The organism is Pseudomonas sp. LFM046 (assembly GCF_000949385.2).
In the GTDB taxonomy this organism is placed as follows: domain Bacteria; phylum Pseudomonadota; class Gammaproteobacteria; order Pseudomonadales; family Pseudomonadaceae; genus Metapseudomonas.
Genome location: NZ_JYKO02000001.1, coordinates 3,924,013 through 3,941,507 on the forward strand (window position 1 = coordinate 3,924,013; position 17,495 = coordinate 3,941,507).

At 66.6% G+C, this 17,495-nt stretch carries 17 protein-coding genes; 12 read left to right on the forward strand and 5 right to left on the reverse strand.

Annotation, left to right across the window (positions count from 1 at the left end; all coding sequences use genetic code 11):
• Positions 1-41 precede the first annotated feature (41 nt).
• The 4 genes from TQ98_RS18110 to TQ98_RS18125 all read left to right on the forward strand — a co-directional run bounded on the left by TQ98_RS18110 (position 42) and on the right by TQ98_RS18125 (position 5,667).
• Positions 42-1,952 carry an ATP-binding protein gene (locus tag TQ98_RS18110; RefSeq protein WP_044870296.1) on the forward strand — a complete coding sequence of 637 codons (1,911 nt, stop codon included), beginning with the start codon at positions 42-44 and terminating at the stop codon, positions 1,950-1,952.
• A complete protein-coding gene (locus TQ98_RS18115) occupies positions 1,949-3,271 on the forward strand; it encodes a sigma-54 dependent transcriptional regulator (RefSeq protein WP_044870297.1) in 1,323 nt (440 codons plus the stop codon). Before TQ98_RS18110 ends, TQ98_RS18115 begins: the two co-directional genes overlap by 4 nt.
• Before the next feature lie 183 nt (positions 3,272-3,454).
• Complete coding sequence (locus TQ98_RS18120; RefSeq protein ID WP_044870298.1) at positions 3,455-4,747, forward strand: MFS transporter; 1,293 nt, start codon at positions 3,455-3,457, stop codon at positions 4,745-4,747.
• The gene (locus TQ98_RS18125; RefSeq protein WP_044870299.1) at positions 4,744-5,667 is read left to right on the forward strand and encodes an aldo/keto reductase; all 924 of its coding nucleotides are present in this window, start codon (positions 4,744-4,746) and stop codon (positions 5,665-5,667) included. Before TQ98_RS18120 ends, TQ98_RS18125 begins: the two co-directional genes overlap by 4 nt.
• A gap of 157 nt (positions 5,668-5,824) precedes the next feature.
• Here the strand turns inward: TQ98_RS18125 and TQ98_RS18130 are convergent, their stop codons facing one another.
• Positions 5,825-6,574: a 3-oxoacyl-ACP reductase family protein gene (locus TQ98_RS18130; protein ID WP_044870300.1), complete on the reverse strand. Its 750-nt coding sequence runs from the start codon at positions 6,572-6,574 to the stop codon at positions 5,825-5,827.
• Positions 6,575-6,693: 119 nt separating this feature from the next.
• On the opposite strand from TQ98_RS18130, the gene TQ98_RS18135 reads away from it, so the two are divergent.
• Positions 6,694-7,626, forward strand: coding sequence for a LysR family transcriptional regulator (locus TQ98_RS18135; RefSeq protein ID WP_044870301.1), 933 nt, complete (start codon positions 6,694-6,696; stop codon positions 7,624-7,626).
• A 172-nt stretch (positions 7,627-7,798) separates the two neighbouring features.
• Here the strand turns inward: TQ98_RS18135 and TQ98_RS18140 are convergent, their stop codons facing one another.
• A complete protein-coding gene (locus tag TQ98_RS18140) occupies positions 7,799-9,073 on the reverse strand; it encodes a CynX/NimT family MFS transporter (RefSeq protein WP_044870302.1) in 1,275 nt (424 codons plus the stop codon).
• A 27-nt stretch (positions 9,074-9,100) separates the two neighbouring features.
• On the reverse strand, positions 9,101-9,757 hold the full coding sequence (locus tag TQ98_RS18145; protein ID WP_044870303.1) for a FadR/GntR family transcriptional regulator: 657 nt from the start codon (positions 9,755-9,757) through the stop codon (positions 9,101-9,103).
• A 178-nt stretch (positions 9,758-9,935) separates the two neighbouring features.
• Here TQ98_RS18145 and TQ98_RS18150 point away from each other — a divergent pair, with 178 nt between their 5' ends.
• On the forward strand, positions 9,936-10,178 hold the full coding sequence (locus tag TQ98_RS18150) for a hypothetical protein (protein WP_044870304.1): 243 nt from the start codon (positions 9,936-9,938) through the stop codon (positions 10,176-10,178).
• A 220-nt stretch (positions 10,179-10,398) separates the two neighbouring features.
• Here TQ98_RS18150 and TQ98_RS18155 read toward each other — a convergent pair whose 3' ends face one another.
• Together TQ98_RS18155 and TQ98_RS18160 are read right to left on the reverse strand one after the other, a co-directional pair.
• Complete coding sequence (locus TQ98_RS18155; protein WP_146036027.1) at positions 10,399-10,749, reverse strand: hypothetical protein; 351 nt, start codon at positions 10,747-10,749, stop codon at positions 10,399-10,401.
• A gap of 175 nt (positions 10,750-10,924) precedes the next feature.
• Complete coding sequence (locus tag TQ98_RS18160) at positions 10,925-11,557, reverse strand: class I SAM-dependent methyltransferase (RefSeq protein WP_044870306.1); 633 nt, start codon at positions 11,555-11,557, stop codon at positions 10,925-10,927.
• A 113-nt stretch (positions 11,558-11,670) separates the two neighbouring features.
• On the opposite strand from TQ98_RS18160, the gene potE reads away from it, so the two are divergent.
• The 6 genes from potE to gltS all read left to right on the forward strand — a co-directional run bounded on the left by potE (position 11,671) and on the right by gltS (position 17,495).
• The gene (potE, locus tag TQ98_RS18165; RefSeq protein WP_044870307.1) at positions 11,671-13,008 is read left to right on the forward strand and encodes a putrescine-ornithine antiporter; all 1,338 of its coding nucleotides are present in this window, start codon (positions 11,671-11,673) and stop codon (positions 13,006-13,008) included.
• Positions 13,005-13,901 carry an amino acid ABC transporter substrate-binding protein gene (locus TQ98_RS18170; protein WP_044870308.1) on the forward strand — a complete coding sequence of 299 codons (897 nt, stop codon included), beginning with the start codon at positions 13,005-13,007 and terminating at the stop codon, positions 13,899-13,901. Before potE ends, TQ98_RS18170 begins: the two co-directional genes overlap by 4 nt.
• Before the next feature lie 91 nt (positions 13,902-13,992).
• Positions 13,993-14,691: a 2OG-Fe(II) oxygenase gene (locus tag TQ98_RS18175; RefSeq protein WP_044870309.1), complete on the forward strand. Its 699-nt coding sequence runs from the start codon at positions 13,993-13,995 to the stop codon at positions 14,689-14,691.
• 85 nt (positions 14,692-14,776) lie between these two features.
• Positions 14,777-15,841 (forward strand): bifunctional DNA-binding transcriptional regulator/O6-methylguanine-DNA methyltransferase Ada, encoded by a 1,065-nt coding sequence (gene ada, locus TQ98_RS18180; protein ID WP_044870310.1) that lies wholly within the window; start codon positions 14,777-14,779, stop codon positions 15,839-15,841.
• Positions 15,838-16,107 carry an Ada metal-binding domain-containing protein gene (locus TQ98_RS18185; protein WP_044870311.1) on the forward strand — a complete coding sequence of 90 codons (270 nt, stop codon included), beginning with the start codon at positions 15,838-15,840 and terminating at the stop codon, positions 16,105-16,107. The genes ada and TQ98_RS18185 overlap by 4 nt, the downstream gene beginning before the upstream one ends.
• A gap of 194 nt (positions 16,108-16,301) precedes the next feature.
• The gene (gene gltS, locus TQ98_RS18190) at positions 16,302-17,495 is read left to right on the forward strand and encodes a sodium/glutamate symporter (protein WP_044870312.1); all 1,194 of its coding nucleotides are present in this window, start codon (positions 16,302-16,304) and stop codon (positions 17,493-17,495) included.

Below are 17,495 nucleotides of genomic sequence, written 5' to 3' on the forward strand. Positions count from 1 at the left end.
TCGGCGCCCGAGCGGCGACTGGCAAGGCCCGGATGTCTATGATGCAATGCCCCACCGCCAGCCTCCGCGCCATACCGCCAGCCCTGAACGTGAAACCGCGCCTGCTCCGCCACCTGCTGCTGTTCCTGCTGCTCGTCCTGTGCATGCTGGGCCTGGGCTACGTCGGCTATCACCTCAGCGAGGAATCAGGCATCCGCCAACTGCGGGACAACGGTGAGCGCCAGCTGGAACTCCACGCCCGCGCCGTGGAAAGCGAAATCAACCGCTACACCTACCTGCCCAGCCTGCTGGAACTGGAATCCAGCGTCAGCCACCTGCTGCTCAACCCCACGCCCTACCGGCGCAACCTGGTCAACGACTACCTCGAAGGCCTGAACCGCCGCAGCGGCGCCCGCGCCATCTTCCTGCTGGACACCAGCGGCCGCGTGCTGGCCACCAGCAACTGGCGCGATGCCGACAGCTTCCTGGGTGAAGACCTGTCCTTCCGCGCCTACTTCCAGGAGGCCGTGCAAGGCCGCCCCGGCCGTTTCTACGGCATCGGCAGCACCACGGGCGAAGCCGGCTACTACCTCGCCCACGGCCTGCGCTACCAGGGCCGGATCATTGGCGTCGCCGTGGTCAAGGTGAAGCTGGAAGCCCTCCAGGAACGCTGGGAGAAGGCCCGGCTGCAAGCCTTCGTCAGCGACGAGAACGGCATCATCATCCTTTCCAGCGACCCGGCCCTGCGCATGAAGGCCGTGCGCCCGCTGTCCGCCGAGGACAAGGAACGCCTGGCCCGCAGCCTGCAGTACTACTGGTGGGCCCTGAACGAATGGGAACCCCGCTCCCGCGAAGTACTGGGCGAAGGCCTGGAAGCCATCACCTTCGCCGCCAGCGGGCCCCGTGGCGAAGCAGAAGGCGAAGTCGCCTACCTGGCCCAGACCCGCACCCTCAACGACACGCCCTGGCACTTCACCCTGCTCTCGCCGCTCGCCGACCTGCGCCACGAAGCGGTGATCCAGGGCATGCTCGCCGCCGTCGGCGTCGCCCTGCTGGCCTTCCTGCTGATCGCCTGGAACGAGCGGCGCAAAGTGCTTGAAACTCGCCTCGCCGCCCGCGAAGCGCTGCTGGCGGCCAACAACGAACTGGAACGCCGGATCGCCGAACGCACCCAGGACCTGCGCGCCAGCAACAGCCGGCTGATGGCGGAAATCCGCGAACGCAAGCAGACCGAAGAAAACCTGCGCAAGGCCCAGGACGGACTGGTCCAGGCCGGCAAGCTGGCGGTGATCGGGCAGATGTCCACCAGCATCGCCCACGAACTCAACCAGCCCCTGGCGGCCCTGCGCACCCTCTCCGGAAACACCGTGCGCTTCCTGGCACGCGGCGCCCTGGATACCGCCTCCACCAACCTCGCGGCGATCAACGAACTGGTGGACCGCATGGGCCGGATCACCGCCAGCCTGCGTGCCTTCGCCCGACGCTCCGACGACCACGGCCAGGCGCGCCTGGGCAAGGCGGTGGACGCCGCCCTGTTCCTCCTGCACACCCGCCTGGAACGCACCGCCCCGACCCTGCACCGCGATTTCGCCGACGTGCTGCTGGCCATCGACCAAACCCGCCTGGAGCAAATCCTGGTCAACCTCATCGCCAACGCCCTGGACGCCATGAGCGGCCAGGCCGACTGCCAGCTCTGGTTCGCAGGCGCCGCCGACGGCGACACCTACCGCCTGCAGATACGCGACAACGGTCCCGGCATCGATCCGGCCAACCGCGTCCACCTGTTCGAGCCCTTCTTCACCACCAAGCCCGGCGAACAAGGCCTGGGCCTGGGCCTGACCCTCTCCGCCAGCCTGGCCACCGCCGCCGGCGGCAGCCTGGCGGCCCACCACCCGGAAAGCGGCGGCACCGCCTTCGAACTCTGCCTGCCGCTGCTGGAAAACCCCGAAGACACCGCGAGCCCCGCCCCATGACCGAGCCGCTCAGCGTCCTCATCGTCGAAGACGACCCCCACGTCCTGATGGGCTGCCAGCAGGCCCTGGCCCTCGAAGACATCCCCAGCATCGGCGTCGGCAGCGCCGAAGAAGCCCTGGCCCAGGTGGGCGAGGACTTCGCCGGCATCGTCATCAGCGATATCCGCCTCCCCGGCATGGACGGCCTGACCCTGCTGGAACGCCTCAAGGCCCGCGACCGCAGCCTGCCGGTGGTGATGATCACCGGCCACGGCGACATCAGCATGGCGGTAGGCGCCATGCGCAACGGCGCCTATGACTTCATGGAGAAACCCTTCTCCCCCGAGCGCCTGGTGGACGTGGCCCGCCGCGCCCTCGAGCAGCGCGCCCTGGCCCGCGAAGTGTCCAGCCTGCGCCGCCAACTGGCCGGCCGGCAGTCCCTGGAGCAGCGCATCATCGGCCGCTCCCCGGCCATTCAGGCCCTGCGCGAACTGATCGCCAACGTCGCCGATACGTCGGCCAATGTGCTGATCGAAGGCGAGACCGGCACCGGCAAGGAACTGGTCGCCCGCTGCCTCCATGACTACAGCCGCCGACAGTCCAGGCAGTTCGTCGCCCTCAACTGCGGCGGCCTGCCGGAGAACCTGTTCGACAGCGAAATCTTCGGCCACGAGGCCCACGCCTTCACCGGCGCCGGCAAGCGTCGCATCGGCAAGATCGAGCACGCCCACCAGGGCACCCTGTTCCTCGATGAAATCGAGAGCATGCCGATCAACCTGCAGATCAAGTTCCTCCGGGTCCTGCAGGAGCAGACCCTGGAACGCCTGGGCTCCAACCAGCCGATCCCGGTGGACTGCCGCATCATCGCCGCCACCAAGTTCGACCTGAACGAGGAAGGCAAGGCCGGCCGGTTCCGCAGCGACCTCTACTACCGCCTCAACGTGGTCACCCTGGAACTGCCGCCCCTGCGGGACCGCCGCGAAGACATCCTGCTGCTGTTCGAGCACTTCCTGCAGCAGTCGTCCCTGCGCTTCGACCGTGCCGCGCCGGAACTGGACAACGCCACCGTCTCCGCCCTGATGGCCCACGACTGGCCGGGCAACGTGCGTGAACTGCGCAACGTTGCCGAACGTGTTGCCCTCGGCCTCCCGGTGTTCAAGAAGAGCGGCCAGACCCCGGACGGCAACGAGCCGCGCTTTGCCGAAGCGGTGGAAGCCTTCGAGAAGTCCCTCCTCATCGCCGCCCTCGAACGCCACGGCGGCAACCTCAGCCAGGCCAGCATCGCCCTCGGCATGGCCAAGACCACGCTGTTCGACAAGGTGAAGAAGTACGGGCTGTAGGCCAGCTGCGGGGCGAAATGAACCTGTAGGGGCGAATTCATTCGCCAAGCAGGCCGAAGGTCTGCCAATCAATTCCGAATGGGGCAGCTGTGCTGCCCTTGGCGAATGAATTCGCCCCTACAAAGAGATCCTCTCTTCGCCATGGTCTAAACCCTTCCAGACCACCCCACACGAATCACCGCCATGTCCCTGCTGCACCGTGCCATCCACGCCAGGGCCGGTGAACTGGCCCCGGCCCTGGCCGCCTTCGCCCTGCTGCTGTGCCTGTTCGGCGGCTATTTCATGCTGCGGCCGGTGCGCGAGACCATGGGTATCGCGGGCGGCGTGGAGAACCTGCAATGGCTGTTCAGCGCCACCTTCATCGCCATGCTGCTGGCGGTGCCGGCCTATGGCTGGCTGAATGCGCGGGTGCCGCGGCGGGTGTTCCTTGACTGGGTCTACCTGTTCTTCGCCAGCAATCTGCTCGGTTTCGCCTGGCTGCTGTGGCGCATGCCTGATCCGCTCTGGGTGGCCCGCGCGTTCTACGTCTGGCTGTCGGTCTACAACCTCTTCGTGGTGTCGCTGGCCTGGAGCCTGCTGGCTGACGTCTTCGACCGCCGCCAGGCCAAGCGGCTGTTCCCCTCCATCGCCGCCGGAGCCAGCCTGGGTGGCCTGATCGGCCCGCTCGCAGGCGGTCTGCTGGTGGAGGATGTCGGCGCCGCCGGATTGCTGGTGGTCGCCGCACTGCTCCTGCTGCCGACCCTGCCCCTGCGCCGGCACCTCACGACCTGGCGCGGCATCGGCGGCGCCGGACGAGTCGGGGTGGAAGCCGAGCCGCCAGAGCGCCCCGTGCCCGGCAATCCCTTCTCCGGCATCAGCCTGGTGCTGGGTTCGCCCTACCTGCTGGGCATCTGTGCCTTCGTCCTGCTGCTGTCCTGCACCAGCACCTTCCTCTACTTCGAGCAGGCGCGGCTGGTGGCGGCGCTGTTCCCCGATAGCCACCGGCAGATCCGCGTATTCAGCCTGATCGACTTCACCGTGCAGGCGCTGTCCCTGCCCTGCCAACTCTTCGTCGCCGGTCGCGTGGCCCAGCGCTTCGGCGTGGGCGCCCTGCTCGGCGTGGTGGCGCTGCTGGTGGCCCTTGGCTTTCTGCTGCTGGCGCTGCTGCCGCAATTCGCCGTACTGGCCGGGGTGATGGTGCTGCGTCGGGTGGGCGAATACGCCTTTGTGCGACCGGGCCGGGAAATGCTCTTCGTGCCACTCGGCGCGCAGCAGAAATACCGGGCGAAAAACTTTATCGACACCGTCGTCTATCGCGGCGGCGACGCCCTCAGTGCCTGGATCAATACTCTACTGGGCAGCCTCGGCCTCACCGCCGCCCTCGTGGCGATGGTGGGTGCGGGCGTTGCCCTGGCCTGGTCCGCCCTCGGCTGGCGCCTGGGCCTCCGTCACGACCACACTGAAGCATCGGCAACTCCACAGGAGGTCGAGCCATGAGAACCGGCATCACCCGCGCCGAATTCCTCCGCCTGGGCGCAAGCGCGGCGCTTATCGCCATGAGCCCCTTCGCCCTGGGCGCTGATATGGGCTCACTGCCGCTGCGTCGCCGCTCCATCCCCTCCAGCGGAGAGCAGCTGCCGGTGATCGGCGTCGGCACCTACCGGGGCTTCGACATCTCCCGCGACGCCAGTGCCGCCTGGGCCGATTGCCGCAAGGTGCTGAAGGAATTGTTCGCCGCCGGCGGCACGGTAATCGACAGCTCGCCCATGTACGGCCAGGCCGAAGAAGTGGTGGGCGGCCTGCTCAACGAGCTCAAGGCCAATGACCGCGCCTTCGTCGCCACCAAGGTCTGGACCCAGGGCCGCCAGCGCGGCGTGGAGCAGATGCAGCACTCCATGCGCCTGCTACAGCGCCAGCGCGTCGACCTGATGCAGGTGCACAACCTGGTGGACTGGAAGGAGCACCTGGTCACCCTGCGGCAATGGAAGGAAGAGGGGCGCATCCGCTACGTGGGCGTCACCCACTACACCTCCAGCGGCTACGACGAACTGGAAACCGTGCTGCGGGCCGATCATCTGGATTTCCTGCAGATCGACTACGCACTCAATGACCGCGATGCCGAGGAGCGCATCCTGCCCCTGGCCCAGGATCGCGGTGTCGCGGTGTTGATCAATCGGCCCTTTGGCGGCGGCAACCTGTTGCGCAACCTGCAGCAGCAGCCCCTGCCGAAATGGGCCGGTGACTACGACTGCCGCAGCTGGCCGCAATTGCTGCTGAAGTTCTGCCTGAGCCACCCGGCGGTGACCTGCGTGATCCCCGGAACGGGAAACCCCCGCCACATGCTGGATAACCTCCAGGCCGGGCGGGGGAAGGAAGCGGATCAGGCATTCCGCGAGCGCCTGATCCGGGCGGTATGACGGCATCTGTTCATGCGGTGGATACCGTGTCTACCGGCATCTCCGCGATGGGTATCGCAAGCTCCACCCATCCTACAAATCTCTCCCGAGACACTTCCGTAGGATGTGGTGGAGCGCAGCGATACCCATCAACCGTTGCGACGGGTATCGCGCTTTCTCAGGCCGAGAACCCACCATCGATCGTCAGATTGGCACCGGTGATGTAACCCGCTTCCGGTCCGGCCAGGTAGGCCACGAAGCTGGCGATTTCCTCCGCCTGGCCATAACGCGGCAGGGCCATGATCTGCTTGAGGGCATCGGCGAATTCGCCACTGTCCGGGTTCATATCGGTGTCCACCGGGCCCGGCTGCACATTGTTCACCGTGATGCCGCGCGGCCCCAGGTCACGGGCCAGGCCCTTGGTGAAGCCGGCCACCGCGGCTTTGCTCAAGGCGTAGACCGAGCCACCGGCAAAGGGCATGCGCTCGGCATTGGTGCTGCCGATGGTGATGATGCGACCGCCCTCACCCATCACGCGGGCGGCTTCCTGGCTGGCGATCACCACGCTGCGCACGTTCACCGCCAGGGTGCGGTCCAGGTCTTCGATCTTGAACTCTTCGATGGGGGCCACCGCCAGCACGCCGGCGTTGTTCACCAGGATGTCCAGCCGGCCGAAGGTGTCCACGGTATGGCGGATGGCGGCGCGAATGGCCTGCTCGTCGCTGCTGTCGGCCTTGATCGCGATAGCCCGGCCGCCGGCGGCTTCGATGGCCTCGACCACTTCAAGGGCGCCAGCGGCGGACGCCACGTAGGTCAGGGCGACGGCAGCGCCGTCCTTGGCCAGGCGCTTGGCGATAGCGGCGCCGATGCCACGGGAACCGCCCTGGATAAATGCAACTTTGCCTTCGAGGGTTTTCAGCGTGCTCATTTGAGGTCTCCTGCAATGTGGAATGGAGTGGAAGACGGCCCCAGTATCGAGCGTTCATTCACAACCGATAAGCTGGCAATCACTATATTCAGTCGATACCAACGGTTTATGGAAACGCCATGGAAACCCTCAGCAGTATCGAATGCTTTGTCCGCGCCGCCGAAGCCGGCAGCTTCGCCGAAGCCGCGCGGCGCCTGGGCCTGACCCCTGCGGCGGTGGGCAAGAACGTGGCCCGGCTGGAGTCCAATCTTGGCGTGCGGCTGTTTCTGCGCAGCACCCGCCGGCTGACCCTGACCGAGGCCGGAGAACGCTTCCTGGCGGAAGTGAGCGGCGGGCTGGCGAGCATCCAGGGCGCGGTGGCCAACCTCGCCAGCAGCCAGGGCCAGCCGGCCGGCACCCTCAAAGTGAGCATGGGTGTGGCCTTCGGGCGCGACTATATCCTGCCGCACCTGGCCGACTTCCTGGCCCGCTACCCGGCTATCGTCCCGGACTGGAATTTCGATAACCGCGCTGTGGACCTGATCGGCGAAGGCTTCGATGCGGCCATCGGCGGCGGCTTCGAACTGCCGCCCGGCGTGATCGCCCGCCAGTTGGCGCCAGCCCATCGGGTACTGCTGGCCTCGAAGGACTACCTGGATCGACACCCCGCCATCCAGTCCCCGGACGACCTCGCGCAACACGACGGCATCCTGATCCGCTCGCCCCAGACCGGGCGCGTGCGTGCCTGGCCATTGCGTACCCGCGACGACCGCCAGGCCACCTTCGAACTGAAATTGCGCATGGCCATGAGCGACCCGGAAGCCGCCTGCCATGCAGCCCTGCAAGGATTGGGAGTGACGCTGGTGAGCACTGTCCACGCCCTGCCCCACCTGGAGCGCGGCAGCCTGGAACGGGTATTGCCGGACTGGTACGTGAACACCGGCAGCCTGTCCCTCTACTTCAGCGCGCAGAAACTGCTGCCGGCCAAGACCCGCGTGTTCATCGATTTCATCGTCGAGCGCTTCCGCCAACAGAAGCTGGCCGAGAAGTTCAATGCCAATTGGCGGCCCTGAATGCGCTGATGTCCATCGTTGATGGGTATCGCTCCGCTCCACCACATCCTACGGGAGCTTCCGGGACAACCCGCGCCGTCAGTCGTAGGGTGGATGCCGCTTTTTACATCCACCAGCGAGGCCAGGCTCAGCACCGATGGTGGATCGGTGAAGCGTGATCCACCCTGCGAACTCAGAGGTGCTCGCTGCGGGCCGCCACATGCAGGTTGCGGCCGGCGCCCAGGCCGAACGCCGTGGCGGCCAGGCTGATCACCACAAAGATGATCCCCACCGCACTCCAACCCTCGGTCAGGTCGTGGACCACACCCACCATCAGCGGACCCATGGCAGCGAGGGTGTAGCCCACGCCCTGGGCCATGCCGGACAGGTTGGCGGCGACGTGGGCGTCCCGCGAGCGCAGCACGATCAGCGCCAGGGCGATGCTGAAGGTGCCGCCCTGGCCCAGGCCAAGCACCGCAGCCCAGCCCCAGATGCCGGACAGCGGCGCGTAGAGCATGCCCAGCAGGCCCGCCAGGGTCAGGCCCATCACCAGCAGCACTGCCGGGCGCTGGTCGCGGCCACGGGTGGCCAGCCAGGGGGCGCCAAGGGCGCTGATCAGTTGCACCATCACCGAGCCGGACAGCACCAGCCCCGCTTCCACCGCGGAGAGCCCTCGGTCGATGAGGATCGACGGCAGCCAGCCGAAGACGATGTAGGCCAGGGAAGATTGCAGGCCCATGTAGAGGGTCACCTGCCAGGCCAGCGGATCGCGCCACAGGCCGGTCACCTTGTAGGCCTGGCGATGAGCGTGCTGCCCCTGGCGCGTCTGCGGCAGCCAGATCAGCGCGGCCAGAACCGCCGGCAGCGCCCAGAAGGCCAAGGCCGGCTGCCAGGCATCGTCCATCAGCCTGGCCAGCGGCACCGTGGCACCGGCCGCCAGGGCCGCGCCCAGGCACAGGGCCATGGTGTAGACCCCGGTCATCAGCCCGGCGATATGGGGGAAGTCGCGCTTGACGATGCCCGGCAGCAGCACGCCGATGATGCCGATGCTCGCCCCCGCCACCAAGCTGCCGAGGAACAACCCCGCCACCGGGAACAGGCTGCGCAGCACGATGCCGCCGGCCAGGGTGAGGAGGATCAGCAGCACCGTGCGCTCACTGCCCAGGCGCCGCGCCAGCATGGGCGCCAGGGGCGCGAACAGGCCGAGGCAGAGCACCGGCAAGGTGGTCAGCAGCCCCGCGCCGGTGGCCGACAGGCCCGTGGCCTCGCGCAGCATGTTCAGCATCGGCGCCAGGCTGGACAGCGCCGGACGCAGGTTCAGCGCCACCATCACCAGCCCCACCAGCAGCAGCCAGGTACTGCCGGGTAGCGCAAGGGGTTGCGGCTCGTCATCGGCCTCGGCGTCGATCAGCAATTCTTCCGGCGGGCAGCCGGGAGTGGGGTCATCCAGGGCATTCGGGGCGTTCATAAAGACAGTTCCATAAAGGGAGCAAGGTCAGATCAGCAACGCGCGGTTGGCCGCTGCGGCGGCGTCCGCGTCTTGGCGTTCGATAGCGTCGAGCAGATCGCGGTGCAGGTCGAAACTCGGCTGCGGCCGCTCGGGGTCGGAGATGGTGCGTTCCAGGCCGACGCGAATCACCTGGGAGAAGTAGCGATAGAGCTCGCTCAGCACCGGGTTGTGGGCGCTGTCCACCACACGCTGGTGGAAGGCCAGGTCATGGACGATGTAGTCCGCGATGTCCTTGTAGTCGGAGCGCGCGGCGGATGCCGCCAAGGCGACGCGCAGGTCGGCCAGGTCCTCCTCGGTACGGCGCAGGGCCGCCAGGCGCGAGGCTTCGATTTCGATCATCCCCCGCGCCTCCAGCGCCTGCTCCACCGAACTGCGGGCCAGGGTCTGCATGATGAGCAGCGGGTCGGTGCAGGCGCGTACGTAGGTGCCATCGCCCTGACGCACCTCCAGCACGCCGGAGAAGGTCAGCACCCTCACCGCCTCGCGCACGGTGTTGCGGCTGATGCCGATGATCTCGGCCAGTTCGGGTTCTGGAGGCAGGCGCTGGCCCAGGGGCCAGGTGCCGTTGTCGATGCGCTGGCGAATCTGCTCCAGGGCGATATCCACCAGGGAGCGTTTGAGTGCGGGTGCGGGTCCGGGCATGGCAAACATCCAATCATCGGATGAATTTAATGAAGGCGAAGGTTAGACCTCACCCCAGCCCGTCGCAACCGGCCATCCTTGCGAGTAACGAAATAGTCATTATCGGTGCGGATGATTTTTCCCTTCCCCGGTCGGTTGGTAGCCTGCAACCACTTTCCAACACGCCCGGGGACACCCCATGAAGCACGCACACATCCTTGCGCTGACCGTAATGGCACTGATCCTCACGGGCTGCGCCAGCCAACCCGAACCCGAGCAACGCCCCTACACCGACGCCGAGGTGAAGCAGTTCGCCCTGGAAATGCTCAGCCGCAGCGGCCTGCCCTACGACGACTACGAGAAGGTACGCAGCGCCATCCTGCACCCCAAGGTGCCCGATGCTGGGAAGGACCTGCCCAAGGAACTTCCGCGCAAGGGTTGATGCCTTCAACGAGTCCGACCGGGCTCACTGTGGGGGCGATTTCAATCGCTGAGCGGGGACGACCCGCCCTCGCAAAAACGCCGCACTCACAAGGTGCGGCGTTGCTCTTTTCAGACAGTGAGTTGGTATTTCCATGCCATTCGATTGGCAGAGTCAGGGCTGGCCCCGCCCGAAACGGACATTGACGTACGAATGAACCCGCCCCGCGCCAGGTCATGCATCACAGATCAAGAAGGTACCCGAGCGTGGCAGCAGCCAATGCCAGTACGGAGAAGATGATGACTGGCCTGGAAGTGGCGAGCTCAAGAATGCCCTGAGCATGTCTCTTCCGTATTTCTCGAAGCTTTTCTGCGGCTTCAGGATGTATGTCGTTCAGGAAGTATCTGCTGCTGTAGATCAGATACCTCGCTTGCTGGAGCTCGCTTGCGTTCAGGCACGCAACAGAGAATATTTCCTCACCATCCGGACCGAGCCCAAAGGCGAAAACATAAGAGTCCAGACCATGCCTTCTTAATGCCGAATTGAAGTACTCGGCAAAATCCTTGTTCGTGAAATCAAGTAGCGTGTACATGCGCTCACCGTTGCTGGCCGATTGCTGCCACGCCGCATGCCACATGTCGGTAGCCATTGCGATAGAAAGTCATATTACGTCCCTGTCGTCCTGTTGATCCTTGCTTGCCTCGAAGCAATCCCGGCGACGCTACTGATTTGCCATCACCCTGTCCACCGGCTCGCCACCACCCATCCTACGAATTGACCTTGCGCCACACACTCGCCAACCAAGGCTGCTGTTCACGCGGCAGGCCCGCTGGGCGGTAGTAGTGTTCCAGGGCTTCGAAGCCCGCCGCTTCCAGCAACACCTTCCAGTGTTCGTAGTCGTGCCAAGCGCCGTAGCGGTTGCCGTTCCAGCCTTCGTCGTTATGCCCGCGCGGGTTGGAGCTGAACAGCACGCCGCCGGGTTTGAGTGCGGCGCAGAGTTGGCGCAGGACGCGGGGCAGTTCCTGAAGCGGGACGTGGAAGAGGCTAGCGTTGGCGAAGATGCCGTCGAAGCGTTCGGCCGGCAGATCGAGGTGGAGGAAGTCCTGGTGCCAGACTTCGCAGCCGGAATCGGCGCGGGCCATGGCGACGAAGCTTTCCGCGCCGTCCAGGCCGATGGCGCGATGGCCCAGGCGGGTGAAGGTGCGCAGGTCGCGGCCCGGGCCGCAGCCGAAGTCGAGAAGGGTGAACGGCGCCTCGCCCCGGATGTGCCGCAGCAGCGCCTCGATGTTCTGGCTCACGTCGTGGTCACGGGTGCCTTCGCGAAAGCCTTCGGCGTTGCGGTTGTAGTCGTCGAGGGTGATCGCGGTGATGTGGTCGAGGTCTTCGGGAAGCAATGGCATGGGCGGCTCGGCACGGCATGTTGCGGAACGATGAATTCTACTCCCACCCCGGCGGCAACTTCGCCGGGAGCCGCCTATCTTTCTGGGGACACTGTTCCTCGAAGGAATCCGGCATGGCAGCCTCCGGCAAGAAAATGACCCTGACAGGGCTCACCACCCTGGTGGCGGTGAACATGATGGGCTCGGGCATCATCATGCTGCCCTCCAGCATGGCGCAGTTGGGGGCGATCTCCCTGCTGTCCTGGGCGATCACGGCGGTGGGCTCCATGGCCATCGCCTACTGCTTCGCCCAGTGCGGCATCTATTGCAATCGCTCGGGCGGGATGTCGGCCTATACGGAGGAAGCCCACGGTAAATCGGCGTTCTTCCTCTGCTCCTACCTCTATTTCCTCTCGCTGGCCATCGGCAACGTGGCCATCGCCATCTCCGCCGTGGGCTACCTGACGCCCTTCTTCCCCTGGCTGGGTACGGGCGCCATCCCGCTGTTCGTCGGCACGGTCGGCCTGATCTGGGTCACCACGCTCGCCAACTTCGGCGGGCCGAAGGTCACCGGGCAGATCGGTTCCATCACGGTCTGGGGCGTGATCATCCCGGTGGCGGGATTGTCCCTGATCGGTTGGTTCTGGTTCGACGGGGAGGTCTTCGACGCCGCCTGGAACCCGAACCAGATCGCCACCAGCGACGCCATCACCCAGAGCATCCCGCTCACACTCTGGGCCTTCCTCGGCATGGAGTCCGCCGCGCAGAATTCCGATGCCGTGGAGAACCCCAAGCGCAACGTGCCCCTGGCCTGCCTGCTGGGCACCCTGGGGGCGGCGGTGATCTACGTGCTCTCCACCTCAGTGATCATGGGCATCGTGCCGAACCCCGAGCTGGCCAACTCCAGCGCCCCCTTCGCCTTCGTCTACGCGAAGATGTTCAACCCGCTGGTGGGCGACATCATCATGGGGCTGGCGGTGATGGCCTGTGTCGGCTCACTGCTGGGCTGGCAGTTCACCCTGGCGCAGACGGCCAAGGTCACCGCCGACCAGTACATGTTCCCCAAGCTGTTCTCCAGGGTGACGCTGCTGGGCGCACCTATCGCGGGGCTCATCGCCAACGCGGCCCTGCAGAGCGCCATGGCGGTTTCCACCATCTCGCCCAATGCCTCGGAGCAGTTCGGCAAGCTGGTGAGCCTGGCCGCGGTCACCAACATCATTCCCTACATCACGGCGCTTTCGGCGCTGCTGGTGATCATGCAGAAGGCCGGAGTCACCGGCTATCCGCACCATCGCAACGTCGCCGCCCTGCTAGTGGCCATGGCCTACAGCCTCTACGCGCTCTACGCCTCGGGTACGGATGCGGTGTTCGGCGGCATGATCGTGACGGCCGTGGGCTACCTGATGTTCGGCTACATCGCCGACCGGTTCCTTGAACGGCGAACCGCCCTGGAAATGGGGGGCCAGTCATGAACACGCGCTTCCTCCCAATAGCCGCCCTGCTCCTGACCACCCTGCTGCCGCTCCAGGCGCCGGCCCAGACCCTGGACCGTATCCGCGCCACCGGCACCCTCACCCTCGGCTATTTGCCGGATCAGCCGCCCTTCTCGTCCACCGAAGGTGAAGGGGCGTCCGGCTACGCCATCGACCTGTGCCAGAAGGTGGCCGAGCAACTCCGCACGCAGCCGGGCCTGGCGTCTATCAAGGTTCGCTTCGTGCCCCTGGCGCCGGACAAGGCCCTGGATGTGGTGCGCGATGGCGGCGTGGACCTGCTCTGCAGCCCCATGGTGGAAACCATGAAGCGCCGCCAGTCCGTCGACTTTTCCCTGCCCGTCTACACCGCTGGCATCGGCGTGGTGGTACGCAAGAACGCGCCCCTTTCCCTGGTGAAAGTGCTCAACGGTGAGGTGGATCAGACCGGCCCGACCTGGCGCGCCACCCTCAATCGCGGCCTGGCCGCCCACAGCTTCGCGGTGCAGAGCGGCACGCTGGTGGAAAACTGGGCACGGGACAAGCTGCGTCTGCTGAAGGTGCTGGTGACGCTGGAAACCGTATCCAGCCCGGTGGAGGGCGTGGCCCTGGTGGCCGACGGCAAGGCGGACGCCTTCTTTGCCAACCAGATCATGCTGCGCAGCCTGGTGGCGCGGGATACGGCCAACACCAACCTGATGGTGCTGGACCGCCGCTTCGAGTTCGAGCCGGTGTCCATGGCGCTGGCCCGGGGTGACGAGGATTTCCGCCTGCAGGTGGATACGGCCCTGAGCCAGGTCTACCGGTCTGGCGCCATCGTGCCGCTGTACAGCACGTACTTTGGCGCTCCGAGCGAGCTGGACCAGACGCTGTTCAAGGTGTATTCGCGCCCCTGAGGGGCAGCGAATTCGAGCGCAAGCGGCGGAGTGTTCCGGCGCTTGCGCCCGCCTATCCTCGGCGCCCGACCACAGAACAGGCGCACGGGACATGAAAGCCATCGACGACCTGGACTGGCCCCGCATCGAGACAGACCTCGACCGCGACGGCTGGGCCCTGATCCCCCAGTTGCTGGAGCCGCAGGAATGCGCTGACCTGATTGCCCTCTACGGCGAGCAGGAACGTTTCCGGTCCCGCATCCGCATGGCCAACCACGGCTTCGGCCAGGGTGAATACCAGTACTTCGACTACCCGCTGCCACCTCGTGTGGCCGCCCTGCGTGCCGGTCTCTATCCGCACCTGGCGCCTTTGGCCAACCGCTGGCATGAGCGCCTGGGCCTGGAGGGGCACTTCCCCGCCGAACACGGCGCGTTCCTCCAGCGCTGCCACGCCTGCGGCCAGTCACGCCCTACTCCGCTGTTGCTCCGTTATGTCGAGGGCGACTACAACTGCCTGCACCAGGACCTCTATGGCGAGCAGGTCTTCCCGCTGCAGCTGGCCGTGCTGCTGTCCGAGCCCGGCAGGGCCTTCAAAGGCGGCGAATTCGTCATTACCGAGCAGCGTCCGCGCATGCAGTCACGGGTGCAGGTGGTGCCCCTGGGCTTTGGTGATGGCGTGCTGTTCGCGGTGAACTTCCGGCCAGCCCAAGGACTGCGCGGCTACCACAGGGTCCGGCTGCGCCATGGGGTCAGCCAGGTCCGGGCCGGCCTGCGCCACACGCTGGGGGTGATTTTCCATGACGCGCTCTGATGGAATTCGAAAGCAAGAGTCGGGGTGCGAGCGGTAGTCTGTCCGCATACGCTCTGCCATGAACGAACAACAAGCGGATAGCGCCATGAAATCCTCAGCCAAGACCGCCATCGAGCAGGACCCGCGCTGGGCCGCCGTGCAGGCCCGCGACCCGGCCGCCGACCGGCAATTCGTCTACGGGGTGAAGACCACCGGTATCTACTGCCGGCCCAGCAGCCCGACCCGGCTGCCGCGCCCGGAAAACGTGGAGTTCTTCGACAGCGCCGAACAGGCCGAGGCCGCCGGCTACCGCCCCAGCCGCCGCGCCGCCGCCGACATGAGCAGCCTGGCGGCGCAGCACGCGGCACTGGTTTCCGCCGCCTGCCGGCAGATCGAAACCGCCGAGGAAGCGCCGGGGCTTGAGAGCCTGGCCGAGTCGGCGGGCATGAGCCCGTCCCACTTCCACCGGGTATTCAAGGCCGTCACCGGCCTCACCCCCAAGGCCTACGCCCGTGCCAGGCGCGCCCGCAGAGTACGCGACCAGCTCGGCCCCGGCGCCTCGGTCACCGAGGTGCTCTATGACGCCGGCTTCAACTCCAACAGCCGCTTCTATGCTGACTCCGCCCAGGTGCTGGGGATGAAGCCCGCCGACTACCGCGCCGGGGGCACCAACACCGAAATCCGCTTCGCCCTGGGCGAATGCTCCCTGGGCCACTTCCTGGTGGCGCAGAGCGGCATCGGTGTCTGCGCCATCCTGTTGGGCGACGACCCGGACGCCTTGCTACGCGACATGCAGGACAAGTTCCCCCGCGCTCGACTGATCGGCGGCGACAGCGATTTCGAGCAACTGGTGGCCAAGGTGGTGGGTTTTATCGAGGCGCCGAACCTGGGCCTGGACCTGCCGCTGGATGTGCGCGGCACGGCCTTTCAGGAACGGGTCTGGCAGGCCCTGCGGGAGATCCCACCGGGCACCACCGTCAGCTATGCAGAGATCGCCACCCGCATCGGCTCGCCCCGCGCCGTGCGCGCCGTGGCCCAGGCCTGCGCGGCCAACAGCATCGCCGTGGCCATTCCCTGCCATCGCGTGGTGCGCAGCGACGGCAACCTCTCCGGCTACCGCTGGGGTGTGGAACGCAAGCGCCGCCTGCTGGAGCGCGAGGCCGAGGGGTGAGGACCTGGACCCTGCTGGGGGCCGACGGCAAGCGCCACCCCAGCCCGGTGCCGGGTGCCCTGGGTGGGCATCGCGGTACGCGCATCTATGGCCGCCTGGATTGCCCCACCGCCCTGCGCGCCCTCGCGCGGGGCGGCTACGTGACGCAGCGGGTGTTCTTCCTCGATGAGGCAACGGCGCGGGCGGCGGGTTATCGGCCCTGTGCGCGGTGCATGGGCGAGGCTTATGCGCGGTGGAAAGCCCATCGCGATCGGGTTCGGCCGTAGGGTGGAGCACGCTTCACCGGTCCACCATTCGTGGCCCTGCATAGCGCCGCTGGTGGATGGAAAAGCGCCATCCACCCTGCGGGACTCGACACCCGTCCCTGAGCGCCGGTTCGACAAGGCTTCCGTACTTGGCTAGACCTCTAGGCAGATAGCCCCGCGTTCTGTGGGGCAGCGCCTGGCAGGAAGCTCCCGACGTGACGCTGCAACCTCTGGAAACCCTCCTTGTGGCGACCCTGGCGCTCCTGCTGGGGCGCGCGGTCAATCGCCTGATCCCCGTGCTGGCCCGCTACAACATCCCGGAACCCATCACCGGCGGGCTGGTGGTGTCCATCGGGCTCGCCCTGGCGGGTGCGGCGAGTGGCTTCAGCGTGGAATTCGACACCACCCTCAAGCCCGCCCTGTTGCTGGCCTTCTTCTCCGCCGTGGGGCTGTCGGCTGACCTGGCGATGCTCAAGCACGGCGGCAAACGGCTGGTGCTGTTCGTCATCGTCCTGATTCCCTTCCTCTTCGTGCAGAACATTGTCGGCATCCTGGTGGCCTGGGGCCTGGACATGCACCCGCTGATGGGGCTGGTGGGCGGCACCATCACCCTGGTAGGCGGCCACGGCACGGGCGCCGCCTACGCCGAGCGCTTCGCCGAGGTGAACAACCTGCAATCGATCATGGAGTTGTCCATGACCTCCGCCACCCTCGGCCTGGTGGCTGGCGGCATCATCGGCGGACCGCTGGCCCAATGGCTGATCAAGCGCCACAAGCTGGCCGGCGCCACCGCCCAGCGTGCGCATCATGAGATCGCCGGTGACGACAGGACGCCGCCGGTGACCACGAGCAATTTCGTCATCGTGCTGGCGTCGACCCTGATCGCCCTGGTGGCCGGTCAGGCGCTGGCCGGCCTGTTCGGCGAGGGCGCCATCACCCTGCCGAGCTTTCTCTGGTGCCTGCTGCTGGGGGTGGTGGTCCGCAACGCCCTGCCGCTGGTAGGCGTGCGTCTGAACGACGGCTCCATCGACCTGCTGGCCTCGGTGACCCTGTCGCTGTTCCTGGTAATCACCATGATGGCGCTGAACCTCGGCCACGTTGCCAGCGTGGCCGGCCCGCTGTTCGTCATGCTCATCGCGCAATCGGCAGCGGCCCTGGTCTACGGCGCCTGGGCGGTCTACCGCTACACCGGGCGGGACTACGAAAGCGCCGTGCTCTCGGCGGCCTTCTGCGGCTTCGCCATCGGCGCCACGGCCACCGCCATCGCCAACATGCAGGCCATCGCCCACAAGTACGGGCCGGCCCCCGAGGCCTTCATCGTCGCGCCGCTGGTGGGTGCCTTTCTCATCGACCTGCTCAACGCGCTGGTGCTGACCGGCTTCCTCGCGCTGCCGGGAATGGGAGGTTGA